The sequence below is a fragment of the Streptomyces ureilyticus genome, from assembly GCF_011045025.1.
Classification (GTDB): domain Bacteria; phylum Actinomycetota; class Actinomycetes; order Streptomycetales; family Streptomycetaceae; genus Streptomyces; species Streptomyces ureilyticus.
Genome location: NZ_JAAKZX010000108.1, coordinates 13,251 through 32,160, shown reverse-complemented (window position 1 = coordinate 32,160; position 18,910 = coordinate 13,251). Strand labels below are relative to the sequence as shown.

Below are 18,910 nucleotides of genomic sequence, written 5' to 3'. Positions count from 1 at the left end.
AAGCTGCACGAGTGGTCTCTCGTTTCTCCGGGCGTCGTTACGGCAGCACGAGAGCCCAGAGCTCTTCCCCACCCCCCGTACGACCCCCTGGTTCGTTACGTGAGACGGGAAGGTATCCCAACAGCCATCGCTCGTAAAGGTGATGTAAAGCACCGTCAACTACTTTGTGAAGCTTCTGAGTTGAACTTATGATCGCTCTCCGGTCGGGGGATCACGTTCAGTCGGCCGTTCCGGGCGGCCGCCAATGACCTGTCTTCACACCCTCGTCCAGGCTTGCCCTGCGCCGACTTCCGTCCATGAGCCACGAGTTGGCCGACAGTGCAGACAGGCAGATGAATTGAGACGCCATATTCGCAGCATTCGCCCGAAACGGGCAGTGGGAAAAGTGAGACGCGGACCGCGTTCGCTCCTGCTGGTCCTGTTGCCCATGGCGCTGGTAGTGGGTTTGCTCGGTGGTGCGCCAGCCCTTGCCGCGGGCACCGGGGCCGTCGATGCCAGCGGTATCACGAGTCCCTTGCCGGACACCGACCGGGCCAAACGTCGAGTTGTGGAAGACGGGTGGGCCCGGCGTGAAGGCGGCCGCGGAGGCGGCCCTGATGGGCACCGACGCCGACGTCCGGACCTTCCTCGACAGTGAGAGCGTCCTCGCCCAGTGGCACGACGATCGTGTCGCCGTCGTTCAGATCTTCTCCTTCGGTGGGCGCGGCGTCCGCGAGGCCGCGCAGAAGGCGCTGGCCGGCTCCGAGGCCGATCTGCAGGCCTTCCTGGAGTCGGGGTGGCAAGACCCGCTGGAGCACGACCAGCGGGTCCGGGTCACTCAGGTCGTCAGCTTCGGCGGACCCCAGGTGAAGAAGGAGGGAACGGCCGCCCTCAACGGGTCCATCGAGGACGTCCGGGCCTTCCTCGACGCGAAGCAGCACACGGCCCGGGAGAGCGACGAACGCGTCCAGCTCGTCCAGATCATGAGCGCGGGCGGCACCAACGTCCGGGCGGCGGCCAGGGCCGCGATGGCGGGAACGGCCGCTGACGTACGGGAGTTCCTGGAGGTCGGGCAGTACATCGCCCGGGCCCGCGACCAGGAACACGCCACCATCGCCGAACTCGCCAAGCAGGCCGAAGAGGCAGGCAAGACGGCGGAAAAGGAGATGGAGGCCGCCACCGAGAAGTCCGAGCAAGCCGTCGCAGCCGCCAAGCTCGCCAAGGAGGCAGCCGCCAAGGCCGCCAAGGAGACCGAGGCCGCCAAGAAGGACGCCAAGCGGGCCGCCAGCGCTGCCGGACGTGCCGCCAGCGCCGCCAAGCAGGCCGCTGCCGCCGCCCAGACCGCGATCAGCGCGGCCAACGCCGCCAACACCTCCGCCAAGGTCGCAGCCAACGCCGCCGCCCAGGCCGCATCCGCCGCCGCAGGTGCGGCCCAAGCCGCATCCCGTGCCCGGGGCGCCGCAGCCGACGCCGCGACTGACGCGACCAAGGCCGCCGCCGCGCGCAAAGCCGCCACGACCGCCCGCGACGCGGCCAAGGGCGCCCGCAAGGCCGCGGTTGCCGCAGACAAGGCTGGCATCGCCGCCGAACAAGCAGGCATTGCGGCGAAGTCCGCCCTGAGTGCAGGCACCAATGCCGACCTCGCCGCCTCAGCAGCTACCGAGGCCAGCAACTACGCCGACGCCGCCGGCGCCTCGTCGGCCCAGGCCCGCGCCGCGGCCGCTCAGGCCCGTCGGCACGCAGCCGAGGCCACCCGCGCCGCCAACGCGGCCGTCGCGCTGGCGGCCAAGTCGGCCACGGCAGCCCGGCAGGCCAAGGCCGCCGCCAACTCGGCGGCCGAGCACGCTGACAAGGCTGCGGACGCTGCCGAGGATGCGGCCGATCACGCCGGTGACGCGGCGCAAGCGGCCACGAAGTCGACCGCTCATGCCGCGGCTGCGAAGACGGCGGCGGATGCTGCCACGGCTGCCGTGGCGACGGCCCGAGAGACCTTCAAGATCGCCCGTGAGGTCGAGAGTGAGGAACTCGCGACCCGTACCGCTTCGGCGATCGAGCGGGCCAAGGACCTCGAGGTGCGGGACGACGAGCACAGGGCCGCCGCCACCAAGGAGGCGCAGGAAGCCAAGGACCTCGACGCCGAGGCCGTGAGGCTCGCCGCCGAAGCGAAAGCTGAGAGCACCGACCAGAAGACCGTGGCCGAGAAGGGCCGCAAGGTGGCGGTCGCGGCCATGAAGACGCGTGGACCGTGGAGCCAGGCCGCGGCTGAGGTCGCCCTCGCGGGTTCGGACGCGGACGTCGTCGAGTACGTGCGGACCGGCTGGGAGGCGGCCGCGCAGGAGGACGAACGTTCCCGGGTGGAACGCCTCGCCTTCGAATCGGACTCGGAGTCGGTACGAACCGCCGCCGACACCGCTCTCGAGGGAGACGCCGCCACCGTTGCGGCCTTCCTGAAGACGGGTCAGCACGAGGCCATAGCCAACGACTACCGGGTGCACGTCGTCCAGCTGATGGAGAAGGGCGGCCCCCAGGTCAAGAAGGACGGCCAGACCGCCCTGAACTCCGGCTCCGTCGAGGCGCTCCGCGACTTCATCACCACCGGGCAGCACGTCGCCCGTACCAACGACGAACGCGTCCGCGCCGTCCAACTGATGGAGTCCGGCACCCCCGAGGTGAAGTCCGCCGCCCAGGTCGCCCTCGAGGGGCCGCCGCAGCTGCTGCACGCCTTCATCGAGACCGGGCAGTACACGGCCCTGCGCAAGGACCAGCTCGCCGCCACCCATGTCGCCCGCGTACAGACCCTGATCTCGGGCGCCGCAAGCGTGGCGTTCAAGGCCCAGCAGGATGCGGCCGAGGCTGCACGGGTCGCCGCCATCGCACGCAAGGCCGCGGACGATGCGGCCGCGGCCGCCAAGCGGGCGCAGGATGCGGCCGACGACGCCAAGAAGTACGCCGACCAGGCCGCCCGGTCTGCGAAGGAGGCCGAAGCCTCAGCCGCTGCGGCCGCCGAGTCGGCGAAGACTGCAAAAGCAGCAGAGGCCGATGCACATCGAGCGGCTCAGCGTGCCGAGGTGTCGGCGGTCAGTGCGGAGGCCTCTGCCTCAGTCGCCCGGGCATCCGCGGATGAGGCGTGGGCGGCGGCGACCGCGGCTCGTGCTTCGGCGATCGCCGCCGGCAAGGACGCTGCTGCGGCGGCGATCGCCGCTGGTGAGGCGATGAAGGCAGCCCTGGCCAAGCAGAGGACCGAGGAAGCCGCTCGAAAGCGAGCCGAAGATCGGGATCTCGCCGCCGCCATGGAGGAGTCCGCCGCTGTGAACGGCGACGACGGGGGCTCGGCACTCGAGGAGTGGGGACACTTCGGGCTCGACGTGGTCGGTCTCATTCCCGGGGCAGGGGAGTGGGCCGACGGCATCAACTGCGCCTGGTACGGGGCTGACCGAGATGCCATGAACGCCACTCTGGCCTGCGCGTCGGCGGTACCCATTGCGGGATACGCAGCCAGTGGGGTCAAGTTCGGCAAGTGGGCGGGGAAGGCTTCGGACTTCTTCAAGGGCCTGTTCGGCAAGGGGCGTAAGGCCATGCCGGGGTGTGTGGGCGGCAACAGCTTCACGCCGGAGACTCAAGTCGTCATGGCCGACGGAAGCCGTCAGCAGATCCAGGACATCCAGGCCGGCGAGAGAGTTCTCGCCACCGATCCGTTGTCCGGCAGGACCGCGGCACGAGCAGTGGAACGCGTCATCGTCGGCAGTGGCATGAAGCGCCTGGTCGACCTGACGGTTGTCGCATCGGCAGACGGAAAGCCGCAGCAGGGTACGGTCACAGCCACTGATGGTCATCCGTTCTGGCTCGTGGATCAGCGTGCGTGGGTCGAAGCCGGAGAGATCAAGCCTGGTGCGCTCCTGCGGACGTCCTCCGGTACCTGGGTCGAGGTGACGGCGGTCGAGGAACGAACCGCCGCGCAGCGGGTCTTCAACCTCACCGTCGACGACCTCCACACCTTCTATGTCGCCGCGGGCACGCATTCGATACTCGTTCACAACGACAGCTGTCCGCCGTTCATCGACGGGCAGATCTGGGGCTCTTCGCATCAAATCGGCGGACAGAGCATCGAGATCATGGCGGACGTTCGGACCGCAGGCGACACACTGCATCTGGACGGGCTCATGGTGTTTCCCAGCGGAACGCAAGGGCTGGACCGGGCCCCCGTCGGCGTGGATGCCATCAGACAACTCAAGGTCGCCGTCGCTCGCCAGGCCAACACGCAGGGGTACAGGACCGTGCAGCTCGCGTACGAGCGCCATATTCCGAAGCCGGACGGTACGATCTACAAACGTCAGCGAACGTTGACACTGAACGTGGACGACTATCTCTGAGGGCGGACGGAATGGATCTCGAGCGTCTGGACGCGTATGCATCGGGGATGTCCTCAGGTGGTCGTTCCGATGTCTCCGGCGTCCTTAGAGAGTTGCGGACTGCTGGATTCTCTCCGGCTGAGGCGGCCTATGTGACGACACGCGTCTGCGGACTGACCCTGGCTGAGGCGAAGACCGCCCTCTTCGAGAGCGACGCTTGGAGGGATCAGCACTCCGCCTGGAGTGCTCTCCATGAGCGTCTCGAAGGCTGATGACATGTGCGGTTCACTGAAGCCGACGAGCAATAAGTGCCAGGTCGGTGCATGCGTCCTGGTTGTGGGACTGCGCTGAATCATCGGCATGAGTGCAATGAGGCTGTGCGGGCGAGTGGCTGGCCCGCACAGCCTTTCCTATTCTCCCGGCTGGGCTTTTCGGGCAGTTACCTGAAAAGGTGCAGAAATTGACGCGGTACGGATCCGCATTGCGAAGGTTGCGCAGAACGTGGCGAACCACTGGTCCGACCACAAGGCGGAGTTCCCAGAGCTGAGCTCGGCCAAGCAGTATGTCGAGCTGGCCCCCAGATACCGCTCGGTGGCCGACTCTCCGGCACCTCCAGCGGGCTACCGGGTCTGGGACCGCGTGCACAACAACGGCAACTCGGCGGGCTACGTCGTATATGAGATGAGCACCAACACCCTCGTCTCGTACGATGCCGACGGTGTTCCGAAGACCATGAACCGGCCCGCACCAAGGAGCCCGAATAATCCGCGCGGATTCAGAACGGACATCTGGCCCTGGCTGAGGACTACCTGAGAGCACGGGGGAGGGAACGGTGACGTCATGACGAAGGCACAGGACACCGACGACGCCGAAGACTTCTGCCGGATTTGCGGATACGACGAGGAGCGCTTCTGGGAGCACAGTGTTCCCAGAAGCGCCATCTGTCCGTGCTGCGGAACCGAGTCCGGTATCGGCGATATGGGAGAGCCCACCTGGGAGGGGCTGACGGGGATCCGCGAGTACCGCGGTCACTGGGTCGGAAATGGCGCCCAGTGGCGTTCCCCGACACTCCGGCCGAAGGGCTGGGACCTGCTGAAGCATATCGCCAACATCCCGCCGGAGTGGCGCTGACCGGCGCCTCCGTGCGCTGGTGAGGGTTTCGAAGTGTCCTCTGTACGGTCACCCAGGAAATGAGGCAAGTGATGAACAAGGAGGCTGCCCGGCCTGCCCCTGACTGGCCGACGAACGCCTGGCCGGTGGGCACACGTGTCCGTGTCATCCAGGATCCCGCCTGGGCCGGCCCGTGGCCGGTGGAGTTCTGTGGAGGGGAACGGTGGACGATCTGCGTCCCCCGTTTCCGGTGGACCACGCGTCAGCGCGGGAAGGCGAACTCGTCTATGTCCACCGATGGAGGAGGGCGCTCGCGGGGAGGCCCCTGCGTCACTCGACGGACTCGGCCGGAGTCCTCCTCATCGCCTCCGCGATCTTCTCGGCTGAATCCGCCCTGATCATGCCCAGGTACACGTACGGCACGCCGGAATGGGTCACCATCGGGCGGACACTGCCCCACACGCGCTCCAGGAGGCCGAGACCCGCCAGGGCTGCCCGGATCGCCTCCGCCGCGTCGGTGGCCTGCTTGCGGCCGTCCCGGTACGTCTACATGTCCATCGTCACGAGTGCACCCCGGAGCTGTGGTCCCTGATCTCGGTGGCGTGCCTCGCGGCCTGCGTGATGTCGCCCATGTTCTTCGCGGCGGTCAGCTGCTTCCAGTTCGCCTGACACACACCGCAGTTGGGCGCTGGCGAGCAATCCAGAAGCCATGCGTTGAAGCCCACGGGGAGGTCGATGGGCGGCTCTTGGGTGGTCTGCTGCTTCGGCTTTGCCATGTGGATGCTCCCCCGACTCGTGTGACTCCGGAGACGACCGTAGGAAGCGGGAAGTCGGGCGGTCCACAAGGTTGCACGCGGTTGCACGATGGGCATGTGGACCTTGACCCCCTTCTTCCGCCCAGGTGAGGCTCACCCTGCAACCAGCAGCAACCGGCCCGACGTTGGGAGAGGCAATGCAGCTACGGTTCATCGGCAAAGATCCGGAGTCTGGAGATCACGGCTGCCCGGCAGTGTGGGTGGACGAGGAGACACAGGATCTGGTCATCCAGGGTGTGAAGGCCGACACCGAGACTGTGGCCCGGACCGTCCAGGACAGTCCGCTACCCGTCCACGAGGGCGTGATCCGGCTACCGCGGCGCATGATCCCGCTTCTGAAGGAGGCACTTGATGGCGCAGAGCCTCAATAGCTTTGCTGACCTGATCCGGTCCGTGGAGCACTCCGCTGTGCACCTTGAGATGCGGGACGTGTACACGATCTCCAACGAGGACGAAGGCTTCGCGGCGTGGAAGCGGGGCCACCGGCTCGACCCCGATCACCGCGAGTCGTGGTGGCGTCCGTGGCTCGATCTCGTCCAGGAGGTCACTGCCAAGGGCGTCGTCATGCGCCGCGCGAGGATCGTTGGCGAGCCGCCCAGCGATTACATCCGGTACGAGCACTCGTTCACCTTCACCAACATCGCCGCGGGCGAGGAGATCCGCTGGCTTCCGAGACGGCAGGCATCAGATATCGCGCTGCCTGGGAACGACTTCTGGCTCTTCGACGGCCGCGTGGTTCAGTTCAACGTCTTTGACGGCGACGGCCGTTGGGGGCACACGGATCAGACGGAGGAACCGGCCGTGGCACACCTGTGCACGGCTGCGTTCGACGCTGTCTGGGAGCGGGCCGTCCCGCACGAGAAGTACGCCATCTGAAAGCCGGTACGCCAGTTCATGCCCACGTCCCCGCTGTCCACCGCGCAGGCCGCCCGTGCGGCCATTGCTGCCCGACTGGACGAGATCCGGAGGGATGCCGGGCTCACCGGGCTTGAACTGGCGAACCGGTGTGGCTGGCACAAGTCGAAGGCATCCCGCATCGCACGGGCCAAGACGGGTCCGTCTGACGAGGACATCCGGGCATGGTGCCGGGCCTGCGGCGCCGAGGATCAGGCAGCGGACCTGATCGCTGCCTCGCGTACCGCCGAATCCATGTACGTCCACTGGCGGCAGCTCCACCGTGACGGCATGCGGCGCGTCCACGAGAAGACCCTGCCGCTGTACCAGCGCACGCGCCATTTCCGCGTCTACGCCTCGAACCTGGTTCCGGGCATGCTCCAGACCTCCGACTATGCGACGGGACTCCTGCGGTCCATCACGGACTTCCAGGGCACACCTGACGACGTGGCCGACGCCGTCCAGGCCCGGCTGAACCGCTCCCGCGTCGTCCGTGAGGGCAACCATCGGTTCGCCCTGCTGCTTGAAGAGACGGTGCTCTACTACCGGGTCTGCGACAGCGCAGCGATGGCCGGACAACTCCGGTACCTGCTGGAGATCATGTCGCGAGCGAACGTATCCCTCGGGATCATCCCCTTCACTGCCCGTCGCACCGTATGGCCGCTGGAGGCCTTCTACGCCTTCGACGACGCCCAGGTGGCGGTTGAGACGCTGACGGCGGAGGTCAACATCACGGCCCCCGGCGAGATCCGCACGTACCTCAAGGCGTACGCCGAGCTGTCTCGGATCGCAGTGCACGGGCGCGAGGCACGCGCACTGATCATCAAGGCCATCGGCGTGCTCGGGGAGCAAGGGGCAGCCACCCCCTGACTCTGGCGGGACAGTGCCCCGAAACAACGCAAATTCCCTGACGCAGGGGACAAGGGGGAAGCGTGGTCGGGCTGAGCGGCACGCAGAGGTCGGCCTCGGCTCCTTTGTCACCAAGCGCCCCGAGAAGCCGCCCACCCAGAGCGAGGAACAGGGCTGACGACTGACGAGTCCACGGAACTCCATACGACCCGAGCGCCCCAGATCGTCCACAGCATCGACGGCACGGGGAGCCGACCACCGGGGCGCAACACCGCCCCAGGGCAGCGCTCAGACCTTCTCCACCGCCACCCGCGGATGATCCGCGAGGAGCGTTCCGATGTCCTCGACGTCGGACGTCAGGATGGTCACCCGGCCGGAATACTGCACGGCGGTCGCGCCGAGCATGGCGTCGATCGCGTATTTGTGCCCGTGCAGTCCGGCTCCCCGCAGCAGGGTGGTCGCCGACTGGGCCACGGCCTGCGAGACCGGTTCCACGCGGAGCCGGGACAGCGTCCACTTCAGGGCGGCGTCATTGATCTTCGGATGGATGACCTCGACCAGCACCGCGGCAGAGGTGACTACGGGAAAGTCGGCCTCGCGGGCGGCTGTCAGCCACTCGTGGACCTCCTGGTCCCGCTGAACGGCCTTGGCGAGACCTTCGCTGTCGAGCACGAGCGCACCGTTCACGCAGCCGCCCCAGCACCATCCGCACTGCCTGTGAGCCGGGCCCGCTTGGCCGCCACGGCAGCCGGGTCGGCCGGGCCGTGCACCTTGTCGAAGTCCGCGATCAACTCATCGAGGTTGTCGCGCTCGATCTGCCGCTGAGCCGCCCGCTCCAGGTACGCGGACACCCCGCGCTTGCCGACCCGCTCACGGATCGCCCGGAGGGTCCCGGCGGCCAGGGTGACGGAGATCCCGCTGCTGGGGCCGTCGCCGGGAAGGAAGTCGTCATCGTCAGCCATGACTTCAGTATGGCATTGGAAATGCCATACTCGCGCATTCAGGCCGGCAGAGGCCGAACCGAAGCGGGCCACGTCCGTGGACTTGGACTTGGCCCGCTCCGGTGGCGGCAGAGGCAGGCGCAGTTGTCGGATGGCCGCGGCAAACCCCAACCGGGTACGGCTCCTTCCCGCTGCGGGTGCAGTGGGAAGGAGCCGTCGGTCGGCCGCGGGAGCGGTCGCGTCAGCGGGTACCGAGCAGGGTGCGCCAGGTGTCCGGGCCGATGATGCCGTCGACCTGCAAGTGGTGGTTCTGCTGGAAGGCTTCCGCCGCCGACTTCGTCTTCGCGCCGAACTCGCCGTCGGCCGTGAGGCCGTAGCCGTAGACGTTCAGCTGCGTCTGCGCTGCCTTCACCGCCTGGCCGGACGAGCCGTACTGCACCGTCTTGATCAGCTTTGACCAGGTGTCCGGACCGATGACGCCGTCAGCGGCCAGGGACTTGGACCTCTGGAACTGGGTCACCGCCGAGCGGGTGTCCGGGCCGAAGATGCCGTCGGCGTCGAGCGTGTGGCCGTGCGCGGTCAGCAGCTGCTGGGCGGACCGTACGTCCGCACCCTCGGAACCGCTCTGGAGGATCGGCCATGAGGCACCCGGGGACGGGAGCTCCCCGCCGCCACCGCCATCACCCAGCTTGACCGGGCGGAAGGGGTCGTAGTTGTCGCTGCCGATTCCGTAACTGAGCTGCCGGTGGGTCGTGCCGTACGTACCGCGCTGTTCGTACGCCCAGTAGGCGCTGTGCGATGCGTTGGCCCACTTCTCGAAGATCACTACGTGACGGAAATCGCCGTCCGTGGTGCTGTAGTCGATCAGCAGGTCACCCTTCTTGAGCTGACTCGTGCTGCTGAGCCGCGTGGTGACACTCGAGTCGGCGAGCCCGACGGTGTTCAGGCCGGGCTTTCCCAGCCCGAGTGCCATGGAGACATAGCCGGAGCAGTCCTGGCGGTAGCCGTCCTTCCAATTGCGCTCCATGCTGTAGGGGACCGGGGCTCCGTTGTCGGCCGTGAGCCAGGTTCGGGCCCGGTTGATCATCGTGTCGGGCGAGAGCGTGGCCGCGGCCGTGGCCATGGTCGACGGCTCGCCGACCTGGGTGACGAGCTTGCTGTCGGCCTCGGGCTCGGGCCCGTAGCCGGTCTCCTTCTGGGCTGCGACCGTCGCCAGCCTCGAGGAGTCGGTGTCGGTGTCGGCGAGCGACGGTGTGACGGCGATTGCGGCCGCGACACCTCCGGCGGCTACGCCTATGAGAGTGACCTGCGCGCGGCGCACGAGTCGGCTGCGAAGAGACATGGTTCCCCGTATTCCGTTTGTTTGTTGTGGCACGCCGAGCCGAGTGGGCCGATGGGCTTGGAATGCTTGTCGTTCATCGAGTGCCGCCTACGGCCCTTGACGAGTCATCAGGACGGCAAGGGCTGTTGCCGGGCCCGGCGTTGGTGCGAAGGCCGGGACCAGCCAGGCGGTTTCGTCCGGGTCACTGGGCGGACCGGAGGGGACGCACGCGGCCCGTCCTCTCCCCCAAAGGAGGACGGGCCGCGGCGTTCGCTCAGGCGCAGAAGTTCGGGCCGTTGAAGTCCCAGAAGGCGGCCTTGGTCTCCTGTCCAGCGCTCCCGTCGACGTCAAGGTTGTAGTTGCCGAAGCGGTTCAGGAAGAGCTGCAGCGCCACGACCGTGTTGCGGCCGACAATTCCGTCGATGGAATCGTTGTAGAAGTCGAGGTCCCTGAACAGGCGCTGTGCCGCCTTCCAGCTGTTGGTACCCAGCTGCCCGTCGATCGTGCCGGGGTTGTAATCCACGTCGCGCAGGAAGCACTGCCAGTGCTTGGCCCGGGCGGTGTTCAGCCCCAGGTTCACCACCGCGAGCGGCGCGGCCTCGGCGCTCGCCGCCCGCTGCTGTGCGGAGGAGGGAGCCGCCATGGCCGTGCCCGCGGTGGCCAGGCCGCCGGCGGCGATCCCGACCGCGGCGGTGACACTGACGAGTGCCTTCGTGAGAGTTCGCATGCTGTTCCCCTCGATTGACGTGCGATGGGCGGAGCCGACCGCACCGGCCGGCTCCGGCAACGAGACTGCGGGTTCGGCGGCATGCCCGGCCACAGCTGCCGCAGAAGTGACCGTGTCCCGGGACGTCCCGCGCGCTGACCTGCTGAGATGCCGCTCGCCGGGTCCCTGCGGCGGGACTGCCACGAAGGGGATGGCTGATTCGGCGCCAGGGCGGAGTCTCACAAGGGCGGGTCGAACCAGGGCGGGGTCCCCTCTGTGATCCCCGTGACAGCTGATGCAGAATGAGCCCGGGACACGGGGGCCGGGATCGCGGTCCCCGGCGCGAGCGGGGGAAACATGTCGCGTTGGAAAGAGCTGCCTGCTGAACTGCATCCACACGTCCGCCAGTTGATCGTGCGATTGCGCAGACTGAAGGACCGCAGCGAACTGAGCACCCGTCAACTGGCCGCGAAGACCGGGTACAGCGCGAAGTCGTGGCAGCGATATCTGAACGGCAGGTCCCTGCCGCCCCGCGAGGCCGTCGAGGCGATGGCCCGCGTCGCCGGTGACGATCCGCCCCGGCTGCTGGTGATGCACGAGATCGCCGCCCAACGCTGGGCGGAGGGACGGGCGGTCACCACCGACGACCCCGAGAACCCCTCCGCGACACCGGCGCACCCGCCCGCGGAGCAGCAGCCGTTTCGGCGTCACCTGCGCGCCGCGGTCACGGCGGGAGCCGTGGTCACGGTGCTGTCCGTCTCCGTGGCGCTCCTGCTGGCCGTGCGGCTCACCGAGGCCCGCGCCCAACTGGCGCACAACGGCGGCGATGCTGTCACGACGACCCCGGCCACCGTGTCGGCGTCCCTGGTGCCGGTCATCTACACCTGCCGCCTTGAGCAGCGTGACGGCCGCTGGTACGCGGGCCTGAGCCGGACCACGGACCTCCTCCTGTCCAACACCCAGGTGGGGCTCGAAGTGGCCGAGGCGCAGTGCCTGTTGCAGCGGGCGGGCACCGCGCCAGGGGAGATCGACGGCGTCTTCGGCCCGAAGACGCGGCGGGCGGTCGAGCGCATGCAGAAGCAGAACGGGCTGATCGTGAACGGAGTCATCGACCCGCCCACCTGGCAGGCCCTGCGGTCGGCGGATGCGAAGTGACCGCGGAACACACCCGGCTGGCCGTGGCGCTGCGGGAACTGCGGGCCGGTGCGGGGCTGAGCCTGGCGGCGCTGGCGGAGCGGACGGCGTACAGCAAGTCCTCGTGGGAGCGTTACCTCAACGGCAAGAGCCTGCCTCCTCGCCAGGCCGTACAGGAACTGTGCCGGCTCGCGAACGAACCGGACGGGCGCCTGCTGGCCCTGTGGGAGATCGCCGAGTCGCACTGGAGCGGACGCGCGGCGGCCTCCGCACCCACCCCCACCCCTCCCGCGGACGAGTCGCCGCGGCCACATCCTCAGGAGTCGGCGCCGCCCGCCGGGACCGGGTGGCGGCGACTCCACAGGGGCAGGCTCCTGGTGGCGCTGGCGTCGGCGTACACCGTGATCGTCGGTGGTGCCGCGGCCCTGCTGTTCCTCCTGCTGCCGGACTCGGAAGCTCAGGAGGACGGACCGCCGCCGGCCTCCGTCCCGTTCTCCCTCGCTCCCGAATGCCACGGAGCCGCCTGCGAGGGCCGGGACCCGATGCGCCTGATCTGCGGCATCGGCCCCGAAACCCTCGCCTCGCACCGCACGGCCACCGGCGCCTACGTCGAACTGCGCCACAGCAAGAAGTGCGGCGCGAGCTGGGCCCGGACCTGGGGGACCGAGATCGGCGACCGGGTGGACGTCACGGCAGGCGGCCCGACCCACAGCGTGCGCGTCGGGAACAAGGACGACGCGGCAACCTTCATCTATACGGAGATGACCGAAGTCCGTCCCGGCAGCACCGTCCGGGCCTGCTTCCGGCCCGCGTCGGCCGACGGCGAACGGGAGTGCATCGAGGCCCGCGTGGGCGGGGCCGCCACCACGACCCGGCCGCCCACTTGAACGACGCTGGAGGCCGTCGCCCTGGTACTCCACGTCAGGTGCAGTGGTACGTGCTCAGCGACCACGCGCGCCCCCGGCGCCCGAGCCCGGGCGAGCGGGCACATGGTTGGGGCCCTGGTTGTACCCGCCGGGATCGACGTCGCCGGACGACGACCCCTCCACGTCCAGCCAGGAGATGTCGATGACCCCCATGTCATTCAGGATGGCCAGCACGATGATCGCGAAAAGCCCCACGCCGAGCAGAGCAAAAAAGGCACCATCCAGTGAGAGCCGTGTGTGCTTCATCAGCGCTTCTCCCCCGTGCGCCATGAACCGATAAGTCCCGTATAGACAGGGACTGCGCCCTCACCAAGCCGGTTCCCGAATCAGCTCAAAACGCTACGAGCGCCACCAGTCCTGACGTTGAGGCGCCCCCTGAGAAGCGTCGTACCCCGGAGACCCCGGAGACCCGTACGCCCCCGTGCCATAGCCACCCGCCGGCCCGTAACCGCCCGCCGAGCCATAACCCCCCGCCTCGTAACTCCCCATCGCGTCATAAGCCGTCGCCGTCTCCCGCTGCCCCACCCGCGGCAGCGGCGTCGCATGCTCCATCGTGCCCTTCCAGGTACGGGCCGAAGGACGCCCGGCGTACCGGCCGAACACGACAGCCGCGGCCGTCGCGGCCAGCACACCCGGCACCATCTCGTAGATGCCTGTCTGGAGCGGGCCGAGGAGCGGGTCGATGTCCTCCCACAGGAACACGGTCACGGCGCCGGTCACCATGCCGGCCTTCGCTCCGGCCGCCGTCATGCCCGGCCAGTACAGGGACAGGAGGACCACCGGGCCGAAGGCGGCGCCGAAGCCGGCCCAGGCGTACGCGACGATGTCGAGCACGGCGCCACCGCTGAGGGCGATGACGTACGCGACCACTCCCACGGCCACCACGCTCAGCCGGCCGACCAGCAGGAGGGAGGTGTCGGAGGCTTGGCGGTTGATGAACGCCCGGTAGAAGTCCTCGGTGAGGGAGGTGGCCGAGACCAGTAGCTGGCTGTCCACCGTGGACTTGATCGCGGCCAGCACCGCGACCAGCAGGATTCCGGCGATCCAGGGGTTGACCAGCAGGGTGGCCAGTTCGATGAAGACCGTTTCGGGGTTGTCGAGCGGGTCGGGGAGTACGGCGATCCCGGCCAGGCCGATGAACGAGGCGCCCGCCAGTACGACGACGACCCAGCTCACGCCGAGTCGGCGGGCCCGCGGTATGTCACCGGTGCTGCGGATGCTCATGAAGCGGCTCAGGATGTGGGGCTGGCCGAAGTAGCCGAGGCCCCAGGCGAGGAGGGAGATCATCGCGACGGTGCCGAGCGGGCCGCCGGTCGTCCACACGTTGTCGGAGAACGATGCTTCGGCGGCCGGGTCGAGCAGGGCCGGGCTGGCGTCGGAGACGGCGTCGTGCAGAGTGCCGGGGCCGCCGAGTTTCCAGAGGGCGATCAGGGGGAGGGCGATCGCCGCGAGGAACATCAGGGTGCCCTGGACGGAGTGCGTGATGCTCAGGGCCGTGAAGCCGCCGAGGATGGTGTAGACGACGATCACCACGGCGAAGATGGTGAGCCCGGTCTCGAAGTCGGCGCCGAAGATCTCGTTGAAGAGGAGACCGCCGGCGATCAGTCCGCTGGCGACGTAGACGGTGAAGAACACGACCGTGACGATCGCCGAGAGCGACCGGAGCACATGGCTGCGGTCCTCGAAACGTTCCTCAAGGTACGAGGAGAGGGTTACGGAGTTACCGGCCTTCTCGGTGTAGGTGCGCAGGCGGGGCGCGACGAGCCGCCAGTTCAGATACGTACCGATGATCAGGCCTACGGCGATCCAGGTCGCCCCTATCCCGGTCATGTACACGGCGCCAGGGAGGCCCAGGAACAGCCAGCCGGACATGTCACTGGCCCCGGCGGACAGGGCGGCCACCGGGGCGCTGAGCCGGCGTCCGCCGACGGAGAAGTCTTCGAAGGTGCTGGTCTCCCCGTGGGCCATCACCCCGATCATGACCATCGCGATCAGAAATACCCCAAAGGTGATCATGGCTGGGATGGTCAAGGTGATCATGCAAATTGCTCCCTGCGATACGGCGACCAGCGCCCACCGCGGCATATGCCAAACGTGCGCACAGGCCACTTTTTCGGGCCGGAACGGCGCAGTGTAGGGGCTACGGTCCGTTATCGGCGAGAGCACAGACGAGACAAGCGGCTCCATCAATTCCGGATTGCGGCGATTACGGATGGATACGCGAATGCGAAGGTTCTTTGAAGATTATGGAGGTGAGGTGGGCTCAGGCCCGGAGCCCACGGCGCAGTCGGCGGCCCAGCAGTTCGACGCCGATGCTGAGCACGAGCGAGGCCAGCAGGACGCTCATGACCACCGGGAAGTCGAAGGACGCGAGGCGGTCGCCGAGGAGGACGCCCAGGCCCGCGGCGCCGACGACGCCGACGACGGCGGTGTCGCGTACGCAGATCTCGAAGCGGTAGAGCGTGTAGGTGATCAAGTGGTTAGCGGACGGCGGGGCCATGGTGGCGACGGCCGCGACCGCGCGGGGGACGCCGGCGCCGAGCAGGGAGTCGCGGGGGCCGAGGTCCATGGTTTCCCAGGCCTCGGCGACCAGGCGGGCGAGGATGCCGCCGGTGTAGAGGCCGAGGGCGAGGGCGCCGGGCAGTACGCCCGGGAACAGTGCCAGCAGTGCGACGATCGCCCACACGGTCGGGGGGATCGACCGCAGGATCAGGAGCAGGAGGCGGGTCGTCCACCAGACGGCCCGCCTGACCCAGGCCGCCCTCAACGGGCCCTTCACACCGCGTCGGTCGGCTCGCGGTCGGGTGGCCCAGGGGCCCACGACCAGGGTGATCACGACCGCCACGACCATGGCGAGTACGGCCATGGCCACGGTGTCGAGGGCGGCGTCCGTCAGCGCCTGCCAGCCGCCCTCGGGGAGTGCGGGCGGCCACAGGTCGGACAGCAGCCGGCCGCCGAGTTCGCGGGTGCGGGCCGACGTGAGTCCGGCCGGTGAGAGGCCGGCCCACCACCAGGCGACCGCGATCGCCGGCACCACCAGGGCGAGCGACCAGCGGGTCGTACGGGACAGGCCAGGCGACGAGCGCTCCGCCTCGCGCCCCATGGACCGGCCACGCGGCGAGCGCCCTGCCTCGCGCCCCATTGCTGCCACCAGCCCCCGTCCCGAACCCGACCGGCCCGCCTCGCGGGACGACTCGCGCCCGACCGACCGGCCCGCCTCGCGTCCCACGGCCCGGTCCGCCCCGCGGGAACGCTCGCGTCCCACCGACCAGTCCGCGCAGGTCACCACCGCGACATCGGAGCGCACGCGGCTGCTCCACAGCTCAACGCCCGCCGCGAGCGCCAGCAGTGCGGCGACCAGCGTCCAGACCTCGTCCCAGTTACGGGACTGAAGGCTCACCGTCAGCTCGAACCCCAGCCCTCCGACGCCCGCGACCCCGAGCACGACCGCGGACCGGATGGCGCACTCGAACCGGTAGAAGGAGTACGACAGAAGCAGCGGGGCGGTGCCGGGCAGCAGGGCGTAGGCGAGGGCGGAGCACCGCTTGGCGCCGGCCGCGCGCAGCGAACGCAACGGAGCGTTCGGCACCGCGTCGAAAGTCTCCCCGAAGACCTGGGCGCTCTGCGCGCCGAACGGCAGGGCGAGCGCCAGGACGGCGACGAGCGGATCAAGGCCCAGCACGCTCACGAAGAACAGCGCCCACACCAGCTCATGCACCGAGCGAACGGCTACCAGTACGCCGCGCAGGACGAGCCGCGCCCCACGTACCGGCCACGGAAGACGGCCGCTACCCCAGGCCACATCACTCAGCACCAGGCCACCGACCAGCCCCAGCACCAGCGCACCCACCGTCCCGAGCAGCGCCAGGGCCAGCGTCGTCGCCGTCGCCTCCAGCACCACCCTGAGGAACTCGGCCTCCAGGGAGGGGTGCAGCGCACTCGCCGCGACGTCGTCGAGCAGGGTGAACCCGCCTCGGTTGACCAGTTCGCCGCCGGAGGGGACGGCGCGCCAGGTCGCCCAGAACAGCAGCGCGGCCACGGCGACAAGAGTCACGAGCCTTCGGAGCCATACTCTCCGTCCGCTCACGGCCTTTCGCCCCGGCGCGGACGAGGACTCGGCCGGTGGCGTGGGCGGGGCGTCGAGCTGGAGCGTCATACGAGCTCGTACAGATCGTGCAAGGCCGAGTCCTGCACCTCGGCGGCCGGGCGGTCGAGGACGATCCGGCCCTCGCGTAGGCCCACCACACGCGTGCAGTGCTCGCGGGCGAGCGCGGGCTGATGGAGGCTGACGACCAGCGTCCGTACGGGAGTTGAGGCGGTGCTCGACGAGGCGTTGGTCGCCGAGGTCGTGCCGAGCAGGCCCAGGATCCCCGCGGCCCGCACCGGGTCGAGGCTGGAGACCGGCTCGTCGGCCACCACCAGCTCCGGTGACTGCACCAGAAGCCGGGCGATCGCCACCCGCTGCCGCTCGCCGCCGGAGAGGCGCTCGGTGCGTTCGTGGAGGGCCCAGCCCAGGTCGACCCGGTCCAGCGCGTCCCGGACCACGTCGAGCGAGCGCGGCCAGATGAGCGAGGCCAGGGCGCGGGCGGTGCTCCACTGGCCGAGCCGGCCCGCGTTGACGTTGTGCAGCACCCGGACCTGTTCGATCAGGGCGAGGTGCTGGCTCACCGAGCCGATACGCCGCTGAAGGTGCCGGCGCCGCGCGGCAGTCAGCCCCGCGAGATCCTCACCGAAGACCTCCACCGTGCCCGCGGTCGGTTCCAGCGAGCCGCCCAGCAGCGCCAGGAGCGTGCTCTTGCCGGCGCCGCTCGTACCGAGCACGGCGACCCGTTCCCCGGCGTGGATCGTCAGGTCCAGCTCACGCAGCGCCTCGTGCGAGCCGAACCGGCGCCCCGCACCGCGCAGTTGGACGACGCGAGCACCGGGAGCACCTGAAGTCCCGCTCACCGCAACAGCCCCAGTTCACGGGCCACGTCCTCGATCCGGTCGTACGCGGAATTCTTGGCCGGTACGAAGGACTTGGCGCCGAAGAGCTTCAGCAGTTCGGCATCCTCGGCCTTCCGCTGGTCGAGCCCGAGGAGCAGGTCCAGCACCTTCTTCCGCGTACCGGCGCCGAAGGTGTCGTCGAGATCGGGACGTACGAGCCAGTGGTAGTCGGCGTAACCAGGAGTGCGCCACAGCACGACCACCTTGCTCAGGTCGACCTCCTTCGCCTCGACCGTGGCCTTCCACACCTGCTCGTTGACGGCGCCGACCTCGAAGCTGCCCTGGGCGACGACCTCGATGGTGGCGTCGTGGGAGCCGGAGAACCCCGGTTTCCCCCGCAGTTCGCTCTGCTCGAGCCCGGCCTGCCGCATGAAGTACTGGGGCATCAGCCGCCCGGAGGTGGACGTCTCGCTGCCGAAGCTGAACGTGTGTCCCGCGAGGTCGCGCAGGCCGTCCGCCTTCGCGAACGGCCGCAGCCCCGAGTCCTTGTGAGCGATGAACAGGCTGTGGAAGTCGGCGTCGATGTCGCGTTGGGCGATGGCGTCGGCGCCCGGTACGCGGTCGCGTGCCTGGACGCCGGTCAGTCCGCCCATCCAGGCCAGGTGGATGTCGCCGATCTCGAAGGCACGTACGACGGCGGTGTAGTCGGTGACGGGGCGATAGGTGACCTTGAGGCCGGTCGCCTCGGCGAACCGCTCGGCCACCGACGGATACAGCCGGTTCAGCAGCTCGGGGTCCTGATCGGGGATGGCGGAGATCCCGAGCTGCCGCGAGCGGGACCCGCTGCCGCTTCCGCTTGCGCTGCCGCCGCAGGCGCTCAGCAGGGCTGTCGCACCGGTGGCTCCGGCGCCGAGGAGGAACGTACGGCGGGGCATCGGTCGTACCGGCATGGACACTCCC

The 18,910-nt window shown here is 68.9% G+C and carries 17 protein-coding genes; 7 read left to right on the top strand and 10 right to left on the bottom strand.

Features of this window, described 5'->3' with window-relative positions; genetic code table 11:
• Positions 1-569 precede the first annotated feature (569 nt).
• The 3 genes from G6048_RS51090 (at position 570) to G6048_RS28570 (ending at position 5,459) form a co-directional block, all read left to right on the top strand.
• Positions 570-4,349 carry a polymorphic toxin-type HINT domain-containing protein gene (locus G6048_RS51090; RefSeq protein ID WP_165342472.1) on the top strand — a complete coding sequence of 1,260 codons (3,780 nt, stop codon included), beginning with the start codon at positions 570-572 and terminating at the stop codon, positions 4,347-4,349.
• Between the two features lie 480 nt (positions 4,350-4,829).
• Positions 4,830-5,141, top strand: a complete 312-nt coding sequence (locus tag G6048_RS28575) for a hypothetical protein (protein ID WP_165342471.1) — start codon at positions 4,830-4,832, stop codon at positions 5,139-5,141.
• A gap of 27 nt (positions 5,142-5,168) precedes the next feature.
• The gene (locus G6048_RS28570) at positions 5,169-5,459 is read left to right on the top strand and encodes a hypothetical protein (RefSeq protein ID WP_165342470.1); all 291 of its coding nucleotides are present in this window, start codon (positions 5,169-5,171) and stop codon (positions 5,457-5,459) included.
• 539 nt (positions 5,460-5,998) lie between these two features.
• Here the strand turns inward: G6048_RS28570 and G6048_RS28560 are convergent.
• On the bottom strand, positions 5,999-6,214 hold the full coding sequence (locus G6048_RS28560) for a hypothetical protein (protein ID WP_165342469.1): 216 nt from the start codon (positions 6,212-6,214) through the stop codon (positions 5,999-6,001).
• 390 nt (positions 6,215-6,604) lie between these two features.
• On the opposite strand from G6048_RS28560, the gene G6048_RS28555 reads away from it, so the two are divergent.
• A complete protein-coding gene (locus tag G6048_RS28555) occupies positions 6,605-7,129 on the top strand; it encodes a DUF6879 family protein (RefSeq protein ID WP_165342468.1) in 525 nt (174 codons plus the stop codon).
• Positions 7,130-7,147: 18 nt separating this feature from the next.
• Entirely contained in the window at positions 7,148-8,017 is an 870-nt protein-coding gene (locus G6048_RS28550; protein WP_165342467.1) for a helix-turn-helix domain-containing protein, read from the top strand.
• 267 nt (positions 8,018-8,284) lie between these two features.
• On the opposite strand, the gene G6048_RS28545 is transcribed toward G6048_RS28550, so the two are convergent.
• From G6048_RS28545 to G6048_RS28530, 4 genes are all read right to left on the bottom strand, one after another.
• Complete coding sequence (locus tag G6048_RS28545; protein ID WP_165342466.1) at positions 8,285-8,683, bottom strand: type II toxin-antitoxin system VapC family toxin; 399 nt, start codon at positions 8,681-8,683, stop codon at positions 8,285-8,287.
• Positions 8,680-8,958 carry a hypothetical protein gene (locus G6048_RS28540; RefSeq protein ID WP_165342465.1) on the bottom strand — a complete coding sequence of 93 codons (279 nt, stop codon included), beginning with the start codon at positions 8,956-8,958 and terminating at the stop codon, positions 8,680-8,682. Before G6048_RS28540 ends, G6048_RS28545 begins: the two co-directional genes overlap by 4 nt.
• A gap of 220 nt (positions 8,959-9,178) precedes the next feature.
• Positions 9,179-10,279 (bottom strand): peptidoglycan-binding domain-containing protein, encoded by a 1,101-nt coding sequence (locus tag G6048_RS28535; RefSeq protein WP_165342464.1) that lies wholly within the window; start codon positions 10,277-10,279, stop codon positions 9,179-9,181.
• Between the two features lie 253 nt (positions 10,280-10,532).
• Positions 10,533-10,985, bottom strand: a complete 453-nt coding sequence (locus G6048_RS28530) for a peptidoglycan-binding domain-containing protein (RefSeq protein WP_165342463.1) — start codon at positions 10,983-10,985, stop codon at positions 10,533-10,535.
• A gap of 336 nt (positions 10,986-11,321) precedes the next feature.
• On the opposite strand from G6048_RS28530, the gene G6048_RS28525 reads away from it, so the two are divergent.
• Entirely contained in the window at positions 11,322-12,119 is a 798-nt protein-coding gene (locus G6048_RS28525) for a peptidoglycan-binding protein (RefSeq protein ID WP_165342462.1), read from the top strand.
• Positions 12,116-12,985 carry a helix-turn-helix domain-containing protein gene (locus G6048_RS28520; RefSeq protein WP_165342461.1) on the top strand — a complete coding sequence of 290 codons (870 nt, stop codon included), beginning with the start codon at positions 12,116-12,118 and terminating at the stop codon, positions 12,983-12,985. The genes G6048_RS28525 and G6048_RS28520 overlap by 4 nt, the downstream gene beginning before the upstream one ends.
• A gap of 54 nt (positions 12,986-13,039) precedes the next feature.
• Here G6048_RS28520 and G6048_RS28515 read toward each other — a convergent pair whose 3' ends face one another.
• From G6048_RS28515 to G6048_RS28495, 5 genes are all read right to left on the bottom strand, one after another.
• On the bottom strand, positions 13,040-13,270 hold the full coding sequence (locus G6048_RS28515) for a hypothetical protein (RefSeq protein ID WP_165342460.1): 231 nt from the start codon (positions 13,268-13,270) through the stop codon (positions 13,040-13,042).
• A gap of 93 nt (positions 13,271-13,363) precedes the next feature.
• Positions 13,364-15,064 (bottom strand): sodium/proline symporter PutP, encoded by a 1,701-nt coding sequence (gene putP, locus G6048_RS28510; protein ID WP_165342459.1) that lies wholly within the window; start codon positions 15,062-15,064, stop codon positions 13,364-13,366.
• 223 nt (positions 15,065-15,287) lie between these two features.
• The gene (locus tag G6048_RS28505; RefSeq protein WP_165342458.1) at positions 15,288-17,078 is read right to left on the bottom strand and encodes a PhnE/PtxC family ABC transporter permease; all 1,791 of its coding nucleotides are present in this window, start codon (positions 17,076-17,078) and stop codon (positions 15,288-15,290) included.
• Between the two features lie 98 nt (positions 17,079-17,176).
• Positions 17,177-17,971 (bottom strand): phosphonate ABC transporter ATP-binding protein, encoded by a 795-nt coding sequence (locus tag G6048_RS28500; RefSeq protein ID WP_165342457.1) that lies wholly within the window; start codon positions 17,969-17,971, stop codon positions 17,177-17,179.
• Positions 17,968-18,900, bottom strand: coding sequence for a putative selenate ABC transporter substrate-binding protein (locus G6048_RS28495; protein WP_206342234.1), 933 nt, complete (start codon positions 18,898-18,900; stop codon positions 17,968-17,970). The genes G6048_RS28500 and G6048_RS28495 overlap by 4 nt, the downstream gene beginning before the upstream one ends.
• Positions 18,901-18,910 lie beyond the last annotated feature (10 nt).